Here is a 21505-nt window from a genome sequence, read left to right on the forward strand (position 1 = left end):
GACCTCCCGCCCGGTAATCGTCTCCTCGAACGGCTCGCGGACACTACGACCGCAGTCAGGGCAATCTCGGCCCGACACGATCTGGCATCCGCCTATGGGGACGACAGGGCCGAGGCTGCTCGTGCTGGTCGATCTGGCTCCTTGCGTGGGTCATGAGCTGAGCAGGACCGACGTGGCGCTGGCGGCAAAAGCAGGATATGCCCTTATTTGCTCTATATCCTAAGAGTGTGAACGCCACTCGCTACTCACATCGGAGGATGGTCGTGCGTCTGCCCCGCCGCGCCGTTGCGCTCACTCTCGCCCTGCTCACCATGACCGCCTCGTCACCCGCGTTCCCCGCCGCTGCCGTGTCGAAGGTCCAGGAGACCGCAAGTGCCCGCATGGGTCAGCCGTGCCCGTCGATGGCAGGTGAGATTCTGACCCGCCCGGACTATCCGTGGTACATCGTCGACAAGGCCGGCTACCTCCGGGGCATCCCGCCCGGTGTGCCCGACCGGATCTTCACGCCTGGCATCCACCCTCGTACTGACGTACCTCTCGAGACATGTGCGATGGGCCAGGACCTGAGCTCGCACGCTGCCATCATCACGGCGAATGATGCGGTCCGGCCGTGGTACCTGTACACCAACGGCAAGAAGTACGGTCTCCGCCCGGGAATTCCGGAGAAGTACCATCTCGATGGAAACAAGCTTCAGACAATGACCGTCGCTATCCTCGATGGGATTCCTGACGGCGGCCTCTGGGATTGATGTCCGGCCGGCGCATTCGTAGCGGAAATCCTTTCTGGTCTGATGATGCGGAAGGCGTTCAGGAGACCTGGAAGATGAAGGTGGCGGCGTCGAAGCGGGTGGCGGCGATATCGGCGCGCCGCATCGTCCAGTACAGGCTGCCGAACCACTCCATGTCGGCGTCATGGTCGGAATCGATCTGCACCAGCGAGGTCCAGTGCCGAGCCTCCTCCCACAACGCCGGGTCAGAGTTCGGGACGGACGTTCCCAGGCGCGTCCACGCAGACACGAGCTCGACGGGCTCCTGCCAGGCATGGGCGTAGCCCCCGACACGGTGTCCGGGGATCCTGCTCCGACGGCTGAGCTCGTCCCAGAATTCGACGCGGCGTGTCGTCTCCGTGAGGAACCTCCGATCCTGCTCCGGCAGGTCGGCAACGGCATGTTCCAGTGCCGGATGCCCACGGCGAGGCCCGGTCGCGATCAGGTCCCCGGTGAGTGGCACCTCGGGATAGACCGTTGCACCCGGTTCGGTTCGCGTGGTCGTCGCCGTTCCCGCCGGCACGTAGACGACATGTCCCGCCGGTGGCTGATCGTCTGGCTCCGGATCACTGATCCGGAACACCTCGTACGGATCCTCGGAGGGATCGCGATAGAACAACAGCAACGTGCCGTCGGCAGGCAACGGCACATCAAGGACGCTGACCGGCACCCGGCCCAGATCGATGCCTGCGACGAAGCCCAACGGTCGTCCCGCTGGCGAGCGCGGCCACTCCCCTCCGATCGGCATCGCCGGCATGCCGCCCAACTGCCCGACGACCGACTCTCCCGTCCCAGCTCGCCGTAGCTCGACCGCAGGCCTCAACAGCCTGATCCACGCCTCTGCCGCCATTCGCGGAAGCGTCGCACGCGCCACTTCGATGAGCTCCGCACCGTTCGCGGTCGATTCCCTGATCCCCACCGTGGCATCGTGTCACCTCCTGCGAGCCCGAAGGACACGCCTCGCGGCCTATGAAGATGCTGCCGAGCGACAGCACTCGGGCTCGGCGGAACGCCGATGCGCGCGCGATCCAAATTACTAACCTCGGATCATGCCGAATCCACCGCAGCCCGCCAGCCGAAGCAACAACGGCCGTAGTTTCGTCGTGTTCGGGGTGCTGGGGTTGATCGGCGCGGGAATCCTCTTTTATCTCGTACTCATGCTGCCCTGGTGGCTGGCGGCCAAGGATGAAGAAGAGTGGGATCGAGAGTGCTGCCAGCCCACTCCATCGACAGGTCCTCCCTTGGCGCCGGGAGCGGTGTCGCCCCAGACTCATCCGACCGGTCCGTTGCAGAGTTAGGACATCGAGCACTGTACAGCTCCCAGGCGTCAACCCCGAGGTGAGCAGTCCTTCTTGACTCCGCCCGAGTCACGGCAGATCAGAGTGCGCAGGATGCCAGATGTATTAGGGCCGGTCGGTACCCTCATCGGTCGTGCCTTCCCGCGGACGAAGTGCGGTCAACAGACTGTCGAGTTGGCCCCAGGCCCGCGCGCTGGCGATGTGGTCGATGTAGTCCCTTGACTCGATGATGAGGCCGCCGCGGATGCGCATCACAAAGACGCACGGAACCGTAAACGCCTCGCCTGTTTCATCGACCTGCCCCTGGTAGGCGAACTCAGCGACGATCACCTCCGGGTCTGCGGTTTCATGGATCGTGATGTCGACCGGTTTGCGGTTCAGCGTCCGGGCGACGGGAGGCGGCGCGGTGAAGTGCTCGTGGAGTTCGCTGCGGCTGCGTAGCGGCGGCGCAGCTAGTGGGTGGAACGGATGCGTGACATGAGCCTGTTCGGCGTACAAGCCGGCCAGGTCCTCGTACGGACCGTCACAGACGCCGTTCACCAGTCGGAGGAAAGTCTCGCGAGGACTGCTCATGACGGGCTTCCTTCGAGTCGGTAAGTGTCGTCCGGGCATGCCGAGAAACGCATCCGGAGACGCCCGAGCCCGATCGACGGCACCCTACCTGGCCTGTCCCGTTTCGACTGTCCCGCAGCTCTCACATCGTCCATACCGAGGCACTCCCGCGGGCATGACGAGGCGCGAGGCCGTCACAGCCGACCGCCGGTCGTATCGGTGGCGGCACCGGCCCGAGCGTGGACAGCGACAAATGAGCGCGCGCCTCTTGCCTTCTGGATTTCGGCGAGTGCTTCATAGGTAGTCGAAGAACCGTCGAAACCACGTCGCCTCCATAGGCTCGAATACCCATTCATTCGGGCCGTCATATGGCGCATCCAGGATGTACTCCGGGACGAGCCGGAGCTGCAACTCAGCCGACACCTGCTCGATGCGGCGGTAATCCTCCTGATGTACCGGCGGTGTTGGGCCGACGTCAGGTGCGGGCCCGAATCGGTACGGCAGGCAAGTCGTCAGGGCACCGAAATTGCTGAGCATGACCGCCAGCGGAAGGCGGGCCCCACTTTGTTGGTCGTAGGTGCGGGTGACTTCGGCGGGGATCCGGATGACGCCGAAGCGAGCGGCGTCCTGCTGCGGACCATGTCCTCCGACCAGCGGGCAGCCGAAGGCCTTGCTCAAACCCTTGACCAACTGATCGAAACGATTCTGGGTCGCCGCACGATCGAAGCTGCTCGGAACTTCCAAGCCGGCGGCCCGGCCCAGTCGGCCCGGCTCGTCCAGGGCGCCTAGTAACGACCACCAATCCTCGGAGTCCGCCGTCGGCTCGATACCGGCGACATCGCCCATGGCTCGAGGGCCGCCAGTTTGAGACGACAAGTCGGGTGCGGAGGTCGGCCTTCCTCGTGGAACGTACGGGTTGCCGTCCTGGCGCCGATTGAAGTATTCAGCTGTGGTGCAGGGACTCTCCGGGCAGGCACGGCAGACGCCGGCAGCGAGCAGTTGATCACGCAGTTCCGGTGGCGTGTTCGGATGGTGAGCGACAAGGTCACGTTTGGCGGTCTGGTGCGGAAGTTGGGCCGCTTCGGCCTCTGCTGCTTCCTGTCGGGCTAGAAGTTCCAGTGCCGCCGCGGGAGCTCGCAGATGAAAAAGAGCGCTATTTTGGACACTGGGGTCCGAATCGTGCAGCAGGAGTGCGACGGCATCCGGAGGGGTGTTCGGGTTCCGGGCGGTCCAGAGTCTTACCGCCCGAACGGGGTCGACCGCTAATTCCCGGAGGCGCTGTTCGGTTGTATCGGCGGAGCGGGCTTCGTTCGCTCTGAGGAGTCCGAGCTTGCGCTCGGTCGCAGACCGAATGTGCTGAGGTTCCATCGCGGCAGGGTCTCAAACAGCCAGTCTCCGATGCACCCGTAATTCCCCACGTTGGGCGTACTCAACGCGGCACGACAAGTCACCGCTGCGCAGCCGTCTACCACCGGGCCTTGACGGCGGCGCGGCTGAGCGGGACAGGGAGCGCGAGTTCGAGGCGGCTGTGGACGCTGAGTAGAACATGCGGAAGCAGCGTGGGCTGATGGGGAGACGGCGGGGCGGCAGGGTGAGATGCCGAACTCTGCATCGTGATGAAGCGAGCTGGCAACCCTGTCACCAGCGGACCCCTCGACGGCAGGAGCGGGCGTTCGGCTGGGAGCCGCTTTGAGATCATGAGCTGGTGTTGAATCATGACGAGGCCGTCGACTACCTCAATGGGTTCGACGGTATTCCCCCTGAGGTCCTGCAACCGGAACTCCTGTCTGACGGTTCCTGGCTGCTCGAACGGCGAGAGTTCTGGGCGAGCCTGCTCTACGACGGAGCTGACGAGGAACTCCTCGATGCCTTGTTCGGCGGCGAGCAGGGCGTCTTCGACCAGATGACCGACATATGTAAAGAGATCGAACGATCGGGTACGTGGCCGGTACTGAGGCTCGGAACTCAAGCCGGAGACTTCGCGCTGATCAACTGGTATGTGATCGACGAGACGGAGGGCCACGAGTTCGTGGTCCTGCCCGGAGACGGCCGGTGTATCACCGTCGCCTCGGTGGCAGCACACTCCTTCGGTCCCGGGGTGTCCTGGCCGGAGGCCCAGAGACTTGTCGAAAGGGGCGTCCTGGGGTCATCGGCACAGCGGCTGCTTCTGCTGGTGCGTGCCTTGGGCGACGGCGATTCTCTGGCTGAAATGGTCGATCAGGTGGCTGACGCACTCCTCGCGGTCGGTGATGCCGCGTGTCCGCGTGAGACGGCTGTGGAAGCCGCTCGGCAACTGCTCGAAGACCGTGGAGGGAATTGGTCCAGGCACGGTGACGCGCTGGTTTGCGACAACGAATACGCGGCTCGACGGGTGGGTGGACTTCCACCAGAGGATCTACTCAAAGTTACGCGGGCACTTCAGTAAAGGTTGGCACCTCACATCGGTGATCACGTTTGGCTGGTGGCCGATGTGACAGTTGCCTCGCCAGAGTGCCCGGGGATCGCCAGGCTGCGGGAATTCGACTTCGTCGCCGCCGACGGCACGATCCATGATGATCGGCCTCCGGATGCTGACGACCGCCAACGGTGCCCGAAGTAGCCAAATGTCTCCGCTACGTGGACGGCCTCTTCTAAAAGGTCACCCCGTAGTCGGTGGCCTCAAATGTCCGACGGGTAGCGGTCGTCGAGGATCATCTCGCGCACCTCGATGAGGCCGGGCCAGTGGCGCGAGACCGGATCGGCGCCGCGGCGCAGCCAGAGAGTGGTGCCGTCGGCCGACGCCGCGGTGTCGATGACGTGGTCCGCGTCGGCTTCGATCCGGTCCGTCCGGACCAGGCCAAGACCCAGCCGGTCGATTTCGGTCCGCAGGTCACCGTGGGCGAGGTACAGCAGGGCGGCGCGCCCACGGTCGACGCTGACGGCGGCCGGTTCGACACGGGCCAGCCACGGTCGCAGCGCCTCCGCCGTCGCGGTGAACGTGGTAGCAGCGACGGCGACGAAGAGCCGGGTCACCACATCGGTCTCGGCCGGCCCGATGTCGAGAGTCCGGTCGGGAGCGAGGCCGTGACCGTGGGTCTCGCCCTCCCAGCCCAGTTCCTGGTCGGCCCGGTCGATCACCAGCCGGGTGGCCGGCAGTTCAAGGGTGGGTTCGGTGGTCTCGGCGTAGCGGACGTTCGGTGAGTACGTGAAATCCTGCTCGCGCCAGCCGAACCGGTGCAGCAGCGGCCGGGCCATGGCGCGCATGGCGGATTCCTCGTTCACGGCGGTCCGGGTCCCGGACAGCAGCAGATCGGCGCGTTCGATGTCGACGTCGATCCCGTCGGCGCCGAGCTCGTCCGCGAGCGGTGCGTAACGGCGAAGCGTCTCGGCGGCGCTCGCGGTACCGCGGGTCAGCCGGAGCATCGCCTGCATCGCGAACTCCGCGTCGTCCTTCGCCATGGAAAACTCCTCACCGGTGATGGGGCCTGGCGGGCCAGGCCCCATCATCCAAGAACCGTCAGTGGGTCACTCGGCCGGTCGGCGAGATGTTGGCGTGACCCGCGTCCTTGCCGAACAGGTCGAGGCCGCCCTTGCCGTTCTTGAGCTGCACATCCCACTCCTGCTGGCCGGGGTGCCAGCGCCACTCGTAGCCGTACGCGTCGACGTATCCGCCGTTGACCTTGCGCGGTTTGGCCGGGTCCCAGCCCTTCGGCGGCACGAAGACGATCGGGCCCTGGGTGGGCAGCCGCAACTTTTGCACCGCATTGCGGGCACCGGGATTCGTCGCGTAGAACTCCGCAGCCTCCTTCAGCAGCGTGTCCATGACACCGAGGGCCCGGTTCGCGCGAGCCAGCCCGGCGTACTCCACGTTGTGTGCCAGGTTCTTGAGGAACTCCAGGTTGTGCGCCCGCTTGGCGAGCGCGGCGAAGCCCTTGAGGTCCTTCGCGACCTTGGCGCTCTTGGCGAACGCGTCGCCGAGGTACGGGATCATCGAGGCGGCCGAGAGACCGGCGCCGAGCCAGTCGCCCTTCCACAGCGAGATGGCCCCGGAGGCCCCGTCGGCCGCGCCGGTCGGGTCGAAGATGCCGATCAGGTCGAGCAGCAGCTGGGCGATCTCGGAGTCGGTCATCCCGACCGCCTCGGGCATCTGGCGGGTTTCGACCGGGGTGCCGGAGGTCTCGGTGTCCTCTCCCTCGGGCACCGGCGGGTTCGGGTTCGGGTTGGACGCCGCCCACGACTCGAGCAGTTTGCCGGTGGCGACACGCATCGCCTCCAGCGCGATGGTGGCAGCTTCGGCCGCGCTCTTGCCGGCCGCGATGGCCGACGCGTGCGCCCGGGCGGCCGACTCGTACGCCGCGTCAGCCGACGCCCGCGCGGACGCGGCCGACGAGGTGGCCTGGTCAGCCGAACGCTGGGCGGCGGCGGCCGAGGCGCGGGCGTCGGCGGCCGCGTTGGTGGCGGTCCGGGCCGAGGCCGCCGCCGAGTCCGCGGACCGCTTCGCCGCGGCCGCCGCGGTGGCTGCCTGGGCGGCGTACGTCTGGGCCGCCTTGGCCGAGTTGGCGGCCTGCGTCTTGTACCTGTCCGCCTCGGCCGCCGCACCGTTGGCGCGGGCCGCGAGCTCGGCGGCGAGGGCCGCGTCCTGAGCGGCGAGGTTCGCCGACTGGGCAGCCGCGGCGACCAGGGCCTGCACCGCCGACACGTGCGCCGCCGTCTGCTCGTCGCGGAGTTTGGCGCGGAACCGCTCGACCGCCAGGAACTTCCTGCCCATGGCGGCCGGGCCGGCCAGCGCCACCTTGGCTGCGGCCTGCACCTCGGGTCCACCGGCGGCCGAGATGTCGGCGATCGCGACCCGCTCGTCGGTGGCGGCGGCGGTGTCCTTGCCGGTGCGCAGGAAGCGGTAGATGTCCTGCGCCGTGCCCTTGAGCGCCGCCTTGCCTGCCGCCGCGGTGGCCGGTCCGCCGGTGGCGATGATGTTGGAGACGGCGACCCGGTCCTGTGTGGCCCGGCCGGGGTAGTTCGGGAAGGTGAGGAACGCGACGATCTCGGCGTGGCTCTTGTCGAGAACCGCCTTGGCCGCGTCGGTCAGGGCGGTGTTCGCCGGGTTCTGCGCGATCAGTTCGAGCACCCGGGACCGGTCGTCCTGAGTGGCGGCCTCCTCGCGGCCGGCGGTGAGGTAGGTGCGCATTGTCTCGGCGTCGCCGGCCAGGACCTCCTCGGCGGCCTGTGCCGTCCAGGGTCCGCCCTGTTCGCGGAGCAGAACCGCGGCCCGGCGACCGTTGCTCAGCATGGTCTCGGTGGAGGCGCCACTCGCGGTCGCGGCCGCCAGCAGCCCGGCGGTCTCGGCGGAGACCCGCTGCGCCTCCGGCACGTCGGCCATCACGTCGGCCGGTTTGGCCAGTTCGACGGCACGGAAGGCGGACGCCTCAGCGACGGCGTTCGCGGTGTCGGTGGTGAGGCTCTGTGCCTCGGCCGTGCGGGCGGCCTGCTGGACCGCCTCGGCCTGCGTTGCCGCGTCGGCGGCGTCCTTGGCGGCGTTCATGGCCGCGGTTGCGTGCTGGGTGGCCATGGCCGCGGCCTGCTGTGCGGTGCCGGCGAAGACAGCCGCCGCCTCTGCGGCGTCGGCGGCGGCGTCGGCGTGCGCGGCCGAGCGTTGGGCGTACGTCTTGGCCTGTCGTGCCGCGGTGGCGGCGGTGCGGGCCAGCGACTGTGCCTCGTTGGCGGAGCGGTTGGCCGAGGCGGCCAGCCGGCGGGCGCGGGCGGCCTGTTCGCGGGCCCGGGCGGCTTCGGAGTCGGCGACCGCCGCGTGCCCGGCGGCCTCGTCGGCGGCCGTGGCGGCGGCGCCGGCGTTGCCGACCGCGCTGACCGCGGCGACGGCCGCGTCGGCGGCGGCGTCGGCGGCCGCCACGGCCACGTTGATGAAGTCGATGATGCCCTTGACCTGGTTCGCCGCGGCGCGGGCCTCCTGGGCCGCGGTGCGGGCGGCGTCTGCCTTGTTCTTGTCGCCGAGCGCGGCGGCGGCCGCGTTGTAGGCGCGGGTCGCGGCCTGGCCGGCGAGGGTTGCGGCATTGGCGGCCCGGGCGGCCGCCTGGGAGGCGATCCGGGCGGCCTGGCGGGCGGCGGAGGCGGCGTTCACCGCGTCCTGAGCTGCGTCGGCGGCCCGCCCGGCGGCGTCGGCAGCGCGTCCGGCCGCCGCGGTGGCCTTCTTCGCATCCTCCTTGGCCGCGGCGGTCTCGGCGGCTGCCTTCTCGGCCGCCTTCTTGGCCGCGGCCGCGGCTGCGACTGCCTTGTCCGAGGCCTGGCGGGCGGCGAGGGTCTCCTTGGCAGCGGTCTCGCGGGCCGCGCGGGCAACCTCGGCGAGGTCGGAGACCGTCATGATCTCCTGGTCGCGGGCGCGGGCGACGTCCTTGCCGCGCAACAGGAAGTAGCGGATGTCCTCGGTGGTACCAGCTAGCGCCGCCTTGCCGTCGGCCTGAACCTGCGGGCCGCCGGTCGCGATGATCTCGGAGATCCGGACCCGGTCGTCCTGGAGGGCGGCGTTGTAGGAGGTGCCGAGCAGGAACGCGCGGACGGCCTCCGGGCCGTCGGTGAGCGCCTGGCGGCCGGCGGCTCCGGTGGCGGCACCACCGGCGGCGATCGTGTCGGAGACCTGAAGCCGCAGGTCCTGCTCGAGCGCCTGCTGGTAGCCGCTGTCCAGGAAGGCCTTGACCTGGGCGTCGGTGCCGGCCTGGGCGGGCTGGGCGGCACCGGCCATCGCCGGGCCGCTGGAGGCGACGAGTTCGTCCAGGCGGGTCCGCTGGTCCAGGGCCCGGGCGGCGTGCTGGCCTTCCGTGACGAAGGTGCGCACCTCGGCGTCGGTGCCGGTCAGAGCGGTCGCGGCGGCCCGGGACAGGACCGGTCCGCCTTCTCGGAGCAGGGTGACGGCCTCGACGCGTACGGCTTCGATGGGTTCTTCGGCGGCATGAGCCGGGACCGGTGCGACGCTGATGGTGACCGCGGTCGCCAGGGCGGCGACCAGCGTTGCTCTTATTCGCATTATCTCCCCCGTGGTCTGGCCGATCCGGCCAGAGAGGACGAATCGACGCAGCCGAGTCAATCGCATGGAGTTGACATGAATCAATGTTTCGGCTACCTGGAAACTATGGCACAGATCACATCACCAAGGACCATGCCCATCGACGACCCTGATTAGGGTGCTTAGCGTGCGCATCCACGGGGAGGAAACAACCATGCCTACCAGCCTTAGAAAAGCCCTGATCGCAGCCGTGGCTGGGGCTGCGGTGATCGGCGGCTCGCTGGCTTACGGCGTCTCTGCCCACGCCGAGGAGGCCGCCGCCGAGCCGGCCAGCCTGGTCGAGGACTTCAGCTACCCCGGTGCGGCCAAGATCGAGGCCGATAAGAAGATCAAGCTGATCAAGGGCGACGGAAGGATCATGCTCGCCGAGTGCGGATCCGCTAACGACCTCATCCAGGTCGAGTCCTACAACAATCTGTCCGAGCCGGTGTACTGCTTCAAGGTGCTCGGCTCCACCGGACTCTTGGCGCTGGAGATCCCGAACGTCTACTTCATCTGGGCCGGCGACGAGAAGGTCACCGCCACCGTCACGGTCGGCGGCGTCCAGAAGGAGCCGGTGGTCGTCGCGGCCAACGACGGCGAGCCGGTCGGCGCCGAGGACCCGAAGAACCACGCAGTCCTGCTCGAGCTGCGGGTCTGACCTCTGCCGCCCCCGGGCCGGAAGGCGACGTGGGCAGGGCCGGCCGGTCAGCGAGGACGTGCTCATCGACAAGCTGTGGGGGCGGCAGCCGCCGACCGGCCCGAAGAGTTCACTGTTCTGCAAGGTGTTGCGCCTCCGTGCCTGGTCGGCGCGGAGGCGGGAGTGCTGCTCCGCTCCGACAATGGCTACATGTAGCCAACCAGAGAGACGACGGCCGTAGGCCACAACGGCCTGGGGCAGCGCGAACAACGGCAGTTGAGTGCTTGCTGGTTGCTCGATGTGAGGCTTCGTAGTCGTAACAGTCAGGGATGCTGGGATCATGGAGCACCCGTCGAAGGTGATCGTCGAGTGGCTCGTGAGCAACTGTCCGAGCGAGGCGGCTGAGCTGCATACGCCGGCCGCCGAGGAGGCCATAATCGTGTCGGCGGCGACCGGCCCGAGCACGGACAGCGGCAGACATCCCATGTTTTCGATGTAGATCTGTTGGATCCTGCCGGCTCGAATTTCGAGGTCACCACGGCCGGCTCGGCGCAGCACGGCGACGAGCCACGCGAAGTGCGTCTTGCGACCGCGGACTGCACCGAGGGATGCCGCCGCGCGCTGTAGTAACCGTTCGCCGGGATGGGGACCTGGTGGCGTGGGGGCATGGCGCGACCCCGAGGACGGTGAAATTGAACTGGCTTCCATTTCGCCACCGCCGAGTACGACCGTGAGCTGCGCCGGTGCGACAGAGGACACCACCTGGGAGTGGCTGCTTGTGATGGCGGCGCATCAGTGATTCGCACAGGGGGTCATGCAGCAGGTGTCGTCGTCGGTCAGCATCTCGATCGGCAAGCGGGACGAAGCACCTGCACCTCGGGAAATCGATCTCGAACCTCGTCGATGGCCGGCGGTGAGAGGGAATCGAGAGCCGATGAAGAGTCGCAGTGCCTAACGTAACGAACTCGACCGGTTCTTGATCAGCGGTACGGGGGAAACAGGTGTCGGTTCTCTACGGTCTGATTGCCCTCTTCGGTGCGCTCACTCTGCTCAACCTACTGCTCACCTTCGGCATCATCCGGCGTCTGCGCCAGCGCCCGGCGACCGGCTCAGCCACGGACCCGGGCATGCTGCCGTCCGGCTCGCTGGTCGGCGACTTCGCCGCCCGCGACCTGAGCCAGCAGCCGCTGTCCCGAGCCGATCTCGACGGCCGTACGCTCGTCGGTTTCTTCTCGCCCGGCTGCGAAGCCTGCAGCGAGCAGTTGCCGGCTTTCGTGGCCGCCGCGCGGTCGGCGGCGTACGGCCCGCGGTACTCCTGGGCGGTCGTGACGGGCGACGCCGAGTCGGCGTCGCCGTACCTGCCGTCACTGGAGCCGGTCGCACGGGTGGTCCTGCAGAACGAGGACGACTCGCTGCTCTCGGCGTTCTCGGTGCGAGCCTTCCCCTCCTTCTTCGTGGTGGACGCCACCGGCCGCGTCGTGGCCGGCGGCGTCGCCGTGGACGACCTGCCCGTCGCGGCGGCCGCATGAACGGCGCAGACTCCGGCGCCCGCAGCACACTCGCCCTGCTGAAGGCCGCCTTCGCGCTGGCCTGGCAGGCCTCACCGTGGCTGCTCGCGGCGCGGATCGGCGTTGCGCTGGCCGGTGGCTTGGCCCCGGTGGCGGTGGCCTGGCTGACGAAGCTGCTGCTGGACCTGCTGGTCGACGGCGGTACGACCAGGGCGGTGGTGGCCGTGGTGCTGGCGCTGGCTGCGACCACTCTTGTCGGCGCGCTGCTGCCGGCGGTCGGCAACTTCGTCGACGCCGAACTGAGCCGGCGCACTCAGCTCGCCGGGCGTGCCCAGCTCTACCGGGCGATCGGCGGCTTCGGCGGGCTCGGCCGTTTCGAGGATCCGGACTTCCAGGACCGTCTGCAACTGGCTGTCTCCGACGGTCCGGCGACCCCCGCCCAGGTCACCTCGAACGGGTTGACGATCGCGCAGTCCGCGGTCACGATCGTCGGCTTCGTCGCCGCGTTGGCGAGTATGGCCCCCTGGATGGCGGTGGTGGTGGCCGTCGCGGCGATCCCGACCGTCCGGGCCGAGCTGACCCTGTCGCGGGCCCGGGCGGCGATGATGCTGCAACTGGGGCACGCCGGCCGGCGCGAACTGTTCTACGCGGACCTGATCTCGTCGGTCACCGCGGCCAAGGAGGTCCGCATCTACGGGCTCAGCGACCTGTTCGCCGTCCGGATGACGACCGAGCTGCGGAAGATCAACCGGGGGATGCGCGGGCTGGACCTGCGAGAGCTGCGGATGCAGGCAGCACTGACCGGGATCGGCGCGGTGGTGGCCGGCGGCGGACTGGTGTGGGCGGCGCTCTCCGCCCGCTCGGGCCGGCTGGGCGTCGGCGACATCGTGGTCTTCGCGGCCGCCACCGCCGGGGTACAGAACCTGCTCGCCTCGATCATCGGCCACGTCGCCCGTACCCATCAGGCGCTGTTGATTTTCACGCATTTCCAGCAGGTGGTACGGGCGCCGGCCGACCTGGCGCCGCTGGAGGGCCTGCCGGTGCTGCCCGTGCCGCCGCTGCGGGACGCCATCGAGCTGCGCGACGTCTGGTTCCGCTACGGCCCGTCGCTGCCCTGGATCCTTCGGGGCGTCAACCTCACCATCCGCGCCGGCCGGGCGACGGCGCTGGTCGGGCTCAACGGCGCGGGCAAGAGCACGATCGTCAAACTGCTGTGCCGGCTCTACGACCCGACCCGTGGCGCGGTGCTGTGGGATGGCGTCGACCTGCGCCGGTTCCCGATCGAGGAGCTACGCGAGCGCCTGGGCGCCGTCTTCCAGGACTTCATGTCGTACGACCTGAGTGCGGCCGAGAACATCGGGCTCGGCGACGTCGCCCGCCTGGACGACCGCTCGGCGATCGAGGCCACCGCCGAGCGGGCCGGCTGCCACCTGACCGTCGAGAAGCTGCCGCGCGGGTACGACACCCTGCTGACCAGGTTCTTCTCCCCGGACGAGGTGCTCGAAGGGGAGGTGCCGAGCGGCGTGCAGCTCTCCGGCGGGCAGTGGCAGCGACTGGCGCTGGCGCGCGCGTTCATGCGCGCCGACCGGGACCTGCTGATCCTGGACGAGCCGAGCGCCGGCCTGGACGCCGACGCCGAGCACGAGGTCCACACCCGGCTGCGGGAGCTGCGCGAGGGATCCACCAGCGTTCTCATCTCGCACCGGCTGAGCACGGTACGCGACGCCGACACCATCGCCGTGCTGTCCGGCGGGGTGGTCACCGAGCTGGGTGACCACGACACCCTGCTGGCGGCCGGTGGCACGTACGCCGGGCTCTTCACCTTGCAGGCGTCCGGCTACACCGCATCGCCCGATGCGCGCGCAGAGCTTCACCCGTCGACCGGCGGGTGAGAGATACCGGCCGGGAACCCACCGGCCGGTGCACTGGAGGGAGCAACAGATGAGCATGTTGGGCAAGCTTGCCGACCGCCTGCTGGCGACCGTGGCCCCCACGACGGAGGTCGAGGCGGCCTGCGTTCTGATCAGCACGGTGCGCACCCCGGCGGGCTACTGCGCCGGGGCCGACGGCATCGTCCGGTACAAGATCACCAGGAACTACGACTCGTGCCCGGCGCGGGTGACCTACAGCTGCCCGCGGCAGTAGGCGTCCGGGTTCACCCGTCGATTGGCGGGTGAGAAGCGGCGGACGGTGACCGGCCAGCCGGTCACCGTCCGGTCGGGGCGGCAGGGAAGTAAACAGTCGAGCATGTCCGCAAGGTCTGCCGACTGGCTGCGTCACCCACGTCGCCTGCGACTGCTCCGCGTAGGGTGTTGTTCCTGCCGCCGGGCGCCCACTCGGCGGCAGGACTTTTCGCGAGACGGAGGACCGCGATGCTGATCGCCGCCGCCGCGGTGTTCACGCTGGCCGGGGCCGGTGCACTGTGGATTCGAACCGCCATACTCGTGGCCGTCGTCCGTGGCCCGAGCATGCTGCCGACCTATCGCGACGGCGACCGGCTGATCGCCCGCCGCCGGCGATCGGCCGCGCCCCGGCGCGGCGACGTGGTGGTGTTCCGCAATCCGCGTCCGCACGGGGTGCCGGGATCCTCCGACGGGCCGCTACTGGTCAAGCGGGTCGCGGCGATCGCGGACGACGCGGCCCCGGACGGGATTGCCGCCGCTGTCGTGCCGCACGGCCACGTCGCGGTGATCGGCGACAATCGCGCGCAGAGCCTGGACTCGCGGCACCTGGGCTTCATCCCGATCGCCAACATCCTCGCCACGGTCGTCCGCCGCATCGGCGACTGATCCCGCAGAGAGCGGGCTCCGGCGTGCACTCTCTCGCCTCGGCTGCCGGGCCCTGCTGACGACGGTCTTCGTCGTGGCGGTGGCCGGCAAGGTCGGCCCGGCGGCCTTCGCCGCCTTCGTCGGCTCGCTCCGGCCGATGAACAGCAGGCGCAGGATACGACCGTTGTCCGCGGCAAGAGATTTCGTCAGGATGGGAAGGCGTTGGTCACCGTTGTCAGCTGGGAGGCGTCAGGCTGGCAGGAATGACCTCTCCCTTTTCTTCAGCGAATTCCGTGAGTAACTCCAACGCAAAATTGATGAGGTCCAGGTCAGCATCGGGAGGTAGGTCATTGATGCCAGTAACGGATCCAAGCCTCGTTGAGATTAGAATCGAATACCAGACGTGGTTCGAATATCTCCCGAGAAGGCGCGCGGCCACCCACTCCTGAAATCCGTCGAGCTGTGAGCGGTCCGATGCAAGGTCGAAACCCACCACAAGGGAGACCAGGCTCGCGAACCGGTCATCGGGTAGATACATGCCACGCCTACGTGTGAGATGGAAGAGAAGCTCTCCGAGGCGCATGTCCGATTGACCTCTCCGAGGTTGGGAGCCGAGGGCCACAGGTTCGATCAACATCAGCATCTTAAGGCGGGACGCTCCACAGGACCTGCCCACCGTCCACGAAACCACAGGGCTGGCGCACAGTCTCCTCGGGATGACAGGAGCCATCCTGCACCCGCAGGCCGACGGAGCCCATCCGATGAGGGCGTTTCTAGATTGCAGCCCTCAAGCGGGCGATCTCGGTGACGATTCGCCGGCGGAGTTCGTCGTGGCGGGCCGCGAGGCCGGCCTCGGGTCCGTAGAACTCGTCAGGGTCGTAGAGCCAGACGGGCCTGCCGATGTGCGCCGGTTTCTCCCACTCATAGCGCGGGAACAGGTGCGCGTGCAGATAGGCGTCCGTGTTGCCGAGGATCTCGTAGTTCATCCGACGGAACCCGGTATCGGTGGCACGGCAGGCGGTCTCTACCGCCTGGCCCAGTGTGTCCATGCTGTCGAGGAATTCCAGACGCTGCCTCTTCGGCAGGTCCGTGAGTCGATCAACTCGTGGGTCGTCCACCAGTAGCACGCAGTATCCCGGCAGGAACTGAGTGTCTCCGATGACAGCGAACGACTGCGGCATCTTGGCCAGCAGAGTGGGGTTGGTCCCGGCCCTCGCGGACCCGATACGGTCCAACTTCCACGCCTCTGATGCAGTCACGTGCGCCATAAAACACGACCCTTCGGCACGTGCTCAGCCGTACACACGCGGCCGATGCCCGAATTGCGGCAGATCCGGATGTTCAGCTCGTTTCAGGATCACGGCCGCAGGCGAACCCGCTTGCCGCGGATGATGACGGCTCGGGGCTTGTCGAGTTGGCCGAGGTCGGTCCGTGGATCAGCGTCGAACACAACAGCATCAGCTGGGGCTCCGTCCACCAAGCCCGGCAGCCCGAGGTAAGACCGGGCGGTCCAGGATGCGGCGCCGATGGCGTGGTGTGGCGATACGCCGGCGGCTACCAGAGCGCGGATCTCATGGGCGATGGCACCATGCGGCCGTGAGTCTGTACCAGCCAGCACGGTGACCCCCGCTTCGACGGCGGCAGCGGTGAGCCGGGCATGCACGCTGGCTCCTGGCACTTGCCAGCTCTTGCGTGCGCGTTCCGGATCGGCGTTGATCTGCGCGAGGTGAGCCGTGATCACCGACAATGTCGGAGTCAACGCGATGCCCTGCTCGGCCATGCGCGGTAACAGTTCCAGGTCCAGGCCCATGCCGTGCTCGATGGAGTCCACTCCCGCCTCGACCGCCACCACACCACCTGCCGCGTGCTGGGAATGCACCGCAAGGCGCCCACCGACCCCGTGCACGCGCGTGACAGCCTCGCGTAGCACTTCCACCGGCATGACGTCGTCGCCAGGCCGCCAGTCGATTACCACTTTGGCCCAACCGGTGCGGGCCGCCTGCTCGGCTGCGACGGCGGGCAGGTCGGCCGGTTCCGGCCGACGGCCCCAGCCCTGCATGAACTGCCCGTGCTGAGCGATCCACGGGCCGGCGTGGAAGGCTCGCGGGCTTTCGTCCGCCCGCCCGAACCAGTCGGGCGGATCACCGGCCAGGCCGGGCGCACGGATGAGGGTGACTCCCGCATCCAAGTGCGCTTGTAGATCCCCCTGTAGGACGCGGACATCCAGTGGCTGGCCGGGCGTCTCGGCTCCGGGGTGGGTATGCGCATCGACAAGTCCGGGCAGAATCCAGCCCTCGGCAGCGAGCTCCGCACCGGCTACCGGGTCTGTGGTCCATCGATCTCCGTCGGCATAGAGATCGACTGGCTCTCCCTCAGGAAGAGCAAAACCGCGGACCCTCAGCACTGTCACCACGCCACCCCGTATTGAACGTCACCCACACGGCCAGACGACCGAACGACCAGCATGCCACCCTGTGGCTGACGGGTCCGATCGGCGAACGGGACCGGCCCGCAACGGAAACCCCTAGTCAGAACGTCCGCTTTTCGGCGAGTCCGGAACCTGGCTGCTTGATCGCCCCACGGCATGCCCGGCACGTCGCGGCAGCTCGCCGGGCTCGCAGCGGCAGCCGATCGCTCCATCCATCCCGCGGCCAACAGCGAAGGCTGCGTCCGGCAGGTGACACCGGTCGAGGCCGAGCGATGAGGACACCACTCGACCTCGTCGCCGAACGCATGACCGATGCATTCGGCGACGAGGTCGAAGCTGGGAACAAGCCTCCCGGATGAACCGGCGGCGTGCGACGCCGGGGCCCCGGCGTCGGATTAGCGGAGCGGACCGATCGGGATGCACTTGGCCTGAATCGGATCCCACTCCGTGCCGGGCGGGCACGGCGCCGCGACCGACGGAGCGGCGAACGGGCCGGCCAGGAAACCTAGCCCCAGCAGGACGGTCACCACGACTCTGGAAGCATGCCTACGCACTATCGGGCTCCTCGGTTGCTCGCGTTGATGCCTCGCGGTGCGCATCGGCCACACCGGTCGGCGACGCTCTCGATCGTATCGAGACGCAGCGATCAGCATAGATGTTTTCTCCGCGTGTGTGGGGACGACGTGACGGTCGCAGGGCGACACACCCGGTCCGGCGGCAGGCCCGGGGAGACGGCGAAAGAGTCGGCCTCCACGGCGGACCGGTGACATCGGTCAAGCGGACCCAAGTCCAACTTCGACTGCACGGAGCCTGACCGCGTCGCTCGTTTCTGGTGCGAGGTGTGGGGGCACGTTGTACCGCCGCGGAGGGGTCCGCGGCATGGGACGATTTCGATCGCGCGGTGCAAGCGTCGCTTTCCGACGAGCGAGGCTGCCGAGCGGACCCGTCACCGGGCTTCCGGGTAGCTACGGATCAGTCCAGACAAAGACAGAAGGGGTGACCTGCGGGGTCCAGGAAGACCCGGTAGGACGTACCGGGCTGGTCCGGATGTTTGGTTGCACCGAGCTCGATCACTGTTTCCTCGGCGGCGTCGAGGTCGTCAACGAGCATGTCGAGGTGCATCTGTTTGGGTCGCTCCCGGGTCGGCCACGTCGGCGGCACGTAGTCAGCCACCCGATGGAAGGCGATGCACTGGCCGACCTCAGGACAGGCCGAAGCCCGGTCGGCGGAGACGTCGACCTTCCAATCCAGCATCGCGCCGTAGAACCTGGCGAGCGCGCCAGGATCAGGACAGTCGATGGCGACGAGAGGCAAGCGAGCGATGGCCATGCCGGCCAGGATATCGACCACTGCAATTGAGGCATTCCGAGAACGGCCGTTGACGGTTGACGACGGCGCCGGCCGAGCGCGGACAGCGCCAGTTGAGTATGCGTCGGGGCGCGTCGGTATAAGTCTCGGATACGGTGGTGATCGCTCGCCACAGTGCGGCCATGCCGTACATCCGGGGTCGTGTCCTTGTGCGTGGGTGCTTTCGGGCAGACCAGTACACCTTCGTCAAGCCGATGCGAGTGGTGAGTGACGATGACGCGGGACTTCCGCGCCCTCGATCAGACCCCGAAAGCGGCGTGAGCAGGCTCGGACGTGACCGGACGCGGATCGTTCTGTGTCTGACCCCGGCCTTCGGACGGCGTGGTCGCCTTCTTGATTGATCCCATCCGGTCACGTGCACCGGTATCGCCTCGGTCCACGCCGTGCCGACCGCGGTACCGTCAGCCCAATGCTCAAGTCGCGCAGCGGCGCCTGGTCGAGAGGGCGCCCGGATGCGAGATCCCCCATAGCGGAATCCGATCATCCGGCAAAGCGTGCCAGCCTACGTCGACTTCAGGTCGATGTTTTGTCTGACATGGTTTCCGGGGCCGGTCCGGGTGGGTGGGGTATGTCCCCAAAAATGTCCCGTCCCGGTTCCTGCCCGACGTTACCCGGTCTCCTGACTCATGAAGCGCTCGGTGGGCAGGCCACTGAAGTGCAGCAGCCAGAGCGTCTGCGGGGAGGGCCGGACGAACCGGCAGGTGACCGTGCGACTCTCCGCGCTCTGTTGCGCCTCCAAGAGGGCACGCAGGCCGGCGACATCGCAGAACTCGACCCCCGCGAGGTCGATCGCCACGTCGCGAGCACCTTCGGCGGCTATCGTTTCGCGGAGCTGCCCTTTGACGGTCACGGCGTTGGCGACATCGAGTTCGCCGGCTACGGCGATGATGAGCCCTTCGCCGTCTCGCCAGGACAACAGGCGTGCGCTGCCGGCTCGCTTCACACAGAAACCGGGAAACCACAGATCGTCGGCGTTCATGCTTGGCCTTCCCTGCCCGGCTGTACCTGGCCCGGCGTTCCCATGCGCCGCCGGGCCATGCTGGTTCTTATTCGTGACGTCCCAACGGTGACCCGACACGTTTTGGAGTCCATACCGGGCCCGGGACAGCCGGGTAGCGGCCGACACCGCCACGACGCGCTCACCAGCCATGCGCCACGCCCTTCCCGTTCGGTGCCGCCACCGTGATAGGACTCAATCTGCCGGTCGGTCCGGATGCCACGCCTCCGTATTAATACGGAATCCACTACGTAAATCACGGTCTCCGCGCCCCGGCAGCACCTGCCCGCTGCGATAGTCGGACAGCGGCCCAGCAGCGAACACCGCCCCGATCGACATCGGCAGCAAACTCGGAGCTTCGCGGCGGCAAGAGCGTGCCGCGAGTTGCTGCCGAGTGACGTACCGGACCTGACGAGGGCCGTTGCCCGGCAGCCTTTGTTACCTCTCCCCGGGGTGGCCCACACGAATGCAGCGGCGAAGGGAGTGGACCATGGACAGGAACGTGACACCGGTCATTTGTGACCACCGCGTGCTGCATGAGCCGCAGGCGGTGCTCGCGGCGGCGCTGGAGGCGTACGTCGCGATCGACTCAGCGGATCGAATACTCGGCTGGAACGCCGCAGCCGAGGCTCTGTTCGGCTATTCGCACGCTCAGGCGTGCGGGCGCGTCCTCGCTGATCTGATCATTCCGATGCGGTATCGGCAGCAGCACCGCGCCGGCCTGGCCAGGCTGGCTGCCGGCGGACCGGGGCGGGTGCTCGGGCAACGCCTGCAGCTCGCCGCGGTACACCGCGACGGCCACGAACTATTGATCGAGCTGACGTTGACCGTCACCGCCACCCCGGACGGGCCGGTGTTCCACGCCTTCGCCCACGACGTGAGTACCAAGGTGCGCGCCGCCCGGTTCACCACGGTGGAGGCCGCGGTCTCACGAGGGTTGGCCGAGGCGTCGTCCAGCGATGCCGCATCAGCCCGGGTAGTCGAGGCACTCGGGGTGAACATGGGCTGGCCGGTGGTCGAGCTGTGGCTGACTGACCTGGACCGTCAACTGCTGGTCTGCGCCGCGCGCTACGCCGAGTCCGGTCGGCGTGTGCGCGGGTTCGCCGTCAACGAAATCGACTACGGCATCGGACTGCCCGGCCGCGTCTACCGACAGCGGCGACCATCCTGGGTGCCGGATCTGGCCGCCGATGCCACGTTGGTACGCAGCAGCGCCGCCGCCGCGATCGGCCTGCGCGCCGCGGTCGGTGTACCGGTCTGGGCCAGCGGGCGCATCCTCGGCGTCCTGTGCGTTTACGGTGACCGCGCCGAGGATCCCGAGGACACCCTCATCGCGCTGCTGTCCGGGGTAGCCGCGCACGTCGGGCAGTATCTGGAACGCCGCCGCGCCGAAGAACTCGCCATCGAACTCGCCCGCACCAAGGACGAATTCCTCGCCCTGGTCACCCACGAACTACGCAACCCGCTGACCGCGATCACCGCCACCGCGACGATGCTCAGCGGCGAGGTCGACGCACTCTCCCAGCCAGAGCTGCGCCACTACCTGGCCATTATCAACCGCAACGCGCAGCGGCTCACCGTGATGTCGGAAGACCTCCTCGACCTTGCCCGCCTCGAGTCCGGGAATCTGGCCATCCGCCCCACCGCCTGCGACCTGGCCGCCGTCATCAACGCCTCGATACAGGACCTCACCGAGACGGCCGGGGACAAAGACCTGACCCTCGCCGTGACGATGCCGCCGCGGCTGTCTCTGTACGCCGACCCGGACCGGCTGCGACAGGTTGCCGACAACCTGTTGTCCAACGCGATCAAGTACACCCCGGCCGGCGGTGCGATCACCGTCACCGCCGATACCCGCAACGAACCCGACAGCGACAGCGAGCGGATCCTCTGGTCGATCTCCGATACCGGCATCGGCATTCCCGCCACCGACCGGCCGAGACTGTTCCGCCGCTTCTACCGCGCCTCCACCGCCCTCGACCGGCGCATCCCCGGCACCGGCCTCGGCCTGGTCATCGTCCGCACCATCCTCGAACGCCACCAGGGCAGCATCACCGTGACCGACCACCACGGCCCGGGCACTACCTTCACCATCGACCTGCCCACCGAGCTCTCGACATAGCTCGAGCGCCAGGGCCGTTCGGACGAT

General features: G+C 68.1%; 18 protein-coding genes and 1 pseudogene. 8 read left to right on the forward strand and 11 right to left on the reverse strand.

Going from position 1 to position 21505, the window contains the following annotated elements:
* Positions 1 to 257 precede the first annotated feature (257 nt).
* Positions 258 to 749 carry a hypothetical protein gene (locus BC793_RS41415; RefSeq protein WP_109602098.1) on the forward strand — a complete coding sequence of 164 codons (492 nt, stop codon included), beginning with the start codon at positions 258 to 260 and terminating at the stop codon, positions 747 to 749.
* A gap of 58 nt (positions 750 to 807) precedes the next feature.
* On the opposite strand, the gene BC793_RS41420 is transcribed toward BC793_RS41415, so the two are convergent.
* The 4 genes and pseudogenes from BC793_RS41420 to BC793_RS52980 all read right to left on the reverse strand — a co-directional run.
* Positions 808 to 1686: a DUF1963 domain-containing protein gene (locus tag BC793_RS41420; RefSeq protein WP_146246702.1), complete on the reverse strand. Its 879-nt coding sequence runs from the start codon at positions 1684 to 1686 to the stop codon at positions 808 to 810.
* 484 nt (positions 1687 to 2170) lie between these two features.
* Positions 2171 to 2638 carry a nuclear transport factor 2 family protein gene (locus BC793_RS41425; protein ID WP_109602100.1) on the reverse strand — a complete coding sequence of 156 codons (468 nt, stop codon included), beginning with the start codon at positions 2636 to 2638 and terminating at the stop codon, positions 2171 to 2173.
* A gap of 273 nt (positions 2639 to 2911) precedes the next feature.
* On the reverse strand, positions 2912 to 3463 hold the full coding sequence (locus BC793_RS51970) for a hypothetical protein (protein ID WP_239170599.1): 552 nt from the start codon (positions 3461 to 3463) through the stop codon (positions 2912 to 2914).
* Between the two features lie 336 nt (positions 3464 to 3799).
* Positions 3800 to 3985 (reverse strand): annotated as a pseudogene (locus BC793_RS52980) (hypothetical protein); the annotation flags it as partial.
* Between the two features lie 337 nt (positions 3986 to 4322).
* Between BC793_RS52980 and BC793_RS41435 the strand changes: the two are divergent.
* Positions 4323 to 5042, forward strand: coding sequence for a hypothetical protein (locus BC793_RS41435; RefSeq protein ID WP_109602102.1), 720 nt, complete (start codon positions 4323 to 4325; stop codon positions 5040 to 5042).
* Positions 5043 to 5275: 233 nt separating this feature from the next.
* On the opposite strand, the gene BC793_RS41440 is transcribed toward BC793_RS41435, so the two are convergent.
* Both BC793_RS41440 and BC793_RS52550 read right to left on the reverse strand, forming a co-directional pair.
* Positions 5276 to 6055, reverse strand: a complete 780-nt coding sequence (locus BC793_RS41440) for a hypothetical protein (RefSeq protein WP_109602103.1) — start codon at positions 6053 to 6055, stop codon at positions 5276 to 5278.
* Between the two features lie 58 nt (positions 6056 to 6113).
* The gene (locus tag BC793_RS52550) at positions 6114 to 9629 is read right to left on the reverse strand and encodes an ALF repeat-containing protein (protein ID WP_158319531.1); all 3516 of its coding nucleotides are present in this window, start codon (positions 9627 to 9629) and stop codon (positions 6114 to 6116) included.
* A gap of 166 nt (positions 9630 to 9795) precedes the next feature.
* On the opposite strand from BC793_RS52550, the gene BC793_RS41450 reads away from it, so the two are divergent.
* From BC793_RS41450 to BC793_RS41470, 5 genes are all read left to right on the forward strand, one after another.
* On the forward strand, positions 9796 to 10308 hold the full coding sequence (locus BC793_RS41450; protein ID WP_239170598.1) for a hypothetical protein: 513 nt from the start codon (positions 9796 to 9798) through the stop codon (positions 10306 to 10308).
* A gap of 980 nt (positions 10309 to 11288) precedes the next feature.
* Complete coding sequence (locus BC793_RS41455; RefSeq protein WP_109602105.1) at positions 11289 to 11816, forward strand: TlpA family protein disulfide reductase; 528 nt, start codon at positions 11289 to 11291, stop codon at positions 11814 to 11816.
* Complete coding sequence (locus BC793_RS41460; RefSeq protein ID WP_109602106.1) at positions 11813 to 13687, forward strand: ABC transporter ATP-binding protein; 1875 nt, start codon at positions 11813 to 11815, stop codon at positions 13685 to 13687. The genes BC793_RS41455 and BC793_RS41460 overlap by 4 nt, the downstream gene beginning before the upstream one ends.
* Before the next feature lie 49 nt (positions 13688 to 13736).
* Positions 13737 to 13940: a hypothetical protein gene (locus tag BC793_RS41465; protein WP_109602107.1), complete on the forward strand. Its 204-nt coding sequence runs from the start codon at positions 13737 to 13739 to the stop codon at positions 13938 to 13940.
* A 227-nt stretch (positions 13941 to 14167) separates the two neighbouring features.
* Entirely contained in the window at positions 14168 to 14584 is a 417-nt protein-coding gene (locus BC793_RS41470; RefSeq protein WP_109602108.1) for a S26 family signal peptidase, read from the forward strand.
* Between the two features lie 214 nt (positions 14585 to 14798).
* Here the strand turns inward: BC793_RS41470 and BC793_RS49260 are convergent, their stop codons facing one another.
* The 5 genes from BC793_RS49260 to BC793_RS41490 all read right to left on the reverse strand — a co-directional run bounded on the left by BC793_RS49260 (position 14799) and on the right by BC793_RS41490 (position 19338).
* Complete coding sequence (locus BC793_RS49260; protein ID WP_146246703.1) at positions 14799 to 15146, reverse strand: hypothetical protein; 348 nt, start codon at positions 15144 to 15146, stop codon at positions 14799 to 14801.
* Between the two features lie 190 nt (positions 15147 to 15336).
* Positions 15337 to 15744, reverse strand: a complete 408-nt coding sequence (locus tag BC793_RS41475; RefSeq protein WP_239170597.1) for an HIT family protein — start codon at positions 15742 to 15744, stop codon at positions 15337 to 15339.
* Between the two features lie 176 nt (positions 15745 to 15920).
* Complete coding sequence (locus tag BC793_RS41480) at positions 15921 to 16973, reverse strand: amidohydrolase family protein (protein ID WP_109602135.1); 1053 nt, start codon at positions 16971 to 16973, stop codon at positions 15921 to 15923.
* 990 nt (positions 16974 to 17963) lie between these two features.
* Positions 17964 to 18320, reverse strand: coding sequence for a VOC family protein (locus tag BC793_RS41485; RefSeq protein WP_109602136.1), 357 nt, complete (start codon positions 18318 to 18320; stop codon positions 17964 to 17966).
* 646 nt (positions 18321 to 18966) lie between these two features.
* A complete protein-coding gene (locus BC793_RS41490) occupies positions 18967 to 19338 on the reverse strand; it encodes an STAS domain-containing protein (protein WP_158319532.1) in 372 nt (123 codons plus the stop codon).
* 508 nt (positions 19339 to 19846) lie between these two features.
* On the opposite strand from BC793_RS41490, the gene BC793_RS41495 reads away from it, so the two are divergent.
* Complete coding sequence (locus BC793_RS41495) at positions 19847 to 21478, forward strand: sensor histidine kinase (protein ID WP_158319533.1); 1632 nt, start codon at positions 19847 to 19849, stop codon at positions 21476 to 21478.
* Positions 21479 to 21505: the final 27 nt, after the last annotated feature.

Source organism: Actinoplanes xinjiangensis (genome assembly GCF_003148685.1).
GTDB lineage: Bacteria > Actinomycetota > Actinomycetes > Mycobacteriales > Micromonosporaceae > Actinoplanes > Actinoplanes xinjiangensis.

What these genes read in the sequence shown, in the direction of transcription:
- BC793_RS41415 (WP_109602098.1), top strand. Translation starts at nt 258, where the DNA reads ATGGTCGTGCGTCTGCCCCGCCGCGCCGTTGCGCTCACTCTCGCCCTG.
- BC793_RS41425 (WP_109602100.1), bottom strand. Translation starts at nt 2,638, where the DNA reads ATGAGCAGTCCTCGCGAGACTTTCCTCCGACTGGTGAACGGCGTCTGT.
- BC793_RS51970 (WP_239170599.1), bottom strand. Translation starts at nt 3,463, where the DNA reads ATGGGCGATGTCGCCGGTATCGAGCCGACGGCGGACTCCGAGGATTGG.
- BC793_RS41440 (WP_109602103.1), bottom strand. Translation starts at nt 6,055, where the DNA reads ATGGCGAAGGACGACGCGGAGTTCGCGATGCAGGCGATGCTCCGGCTG.
- BC793_RS52550 (WP_158319531.1), bottom strand. Translation starts at nt 9,629, where the DNA reads ATGCGAATAAGAGCAACGCTGGTCGCCGCCCTGGCGACCGCGGTCACC.
- BC793_RS41460 (WP_109602106.1), top strand. Translation starts at nt 11,813, where the DNA reads ATGAACGGCGCAGACTCCGGCGCCCGCAGCACACTCGCCCTGCTGAAG.
- BC793_RS41465 (WP_109602107.1), top strand. Translation starts at nt 13,737, where the DNA reads ATGAGCATGTTGGGCAAGCTTGCCGACCGCCTGCTGGCGACCGTGGCC.
- BC793_RS41470 (WP_109602108.1), top strand. Translation starts at nt 14,168, where the DNA reads ATGCTGATCGCCGCCGCCGCGGTGTTCACGCTGGCCGGGGCCGGTGCA.
- BC793_RS49260 (WP_146246703.1), bottom strand. Translation starts at nt 15,146, where the DNA reads ATGCGCCTCGGAGAGCTTCTCTTCCATCTCACACGTAGGCGTGGCATG.
- BC793_RS41475 (WP_239170597.1), bottom strand. Translation starts at nt 15,744, where the DNA reads ATGCCGCAGTCGTTCGCTGTCATCGGAGACACTCAGTTCCTGCCGGGA.
- BC793_RS41485 (WP_109602136.1), bottom strand. Translation starts at nt 18,320, where the DNA reads ATGGCCATCGCTCGCTTGCCTCTCGTCGCCATCGACTGTCCTGATCCT.
- BC793_RS41490 (WP_158319532.1), bottom strand. Translation starts at nt 19,338, where the DNA reads ATGAACGCCGACGATCTGTGGTTTCCCGGTTTCTGTGTGAAGCGAGCC.
- BC793_RS41495 (WP_158319533.1), top strand. Translation starts at nt 19,847, where the DNA reads ATGGACAGGAACGTGACACCGGTCATTTGTGACCACCGCGTGCTGCAT.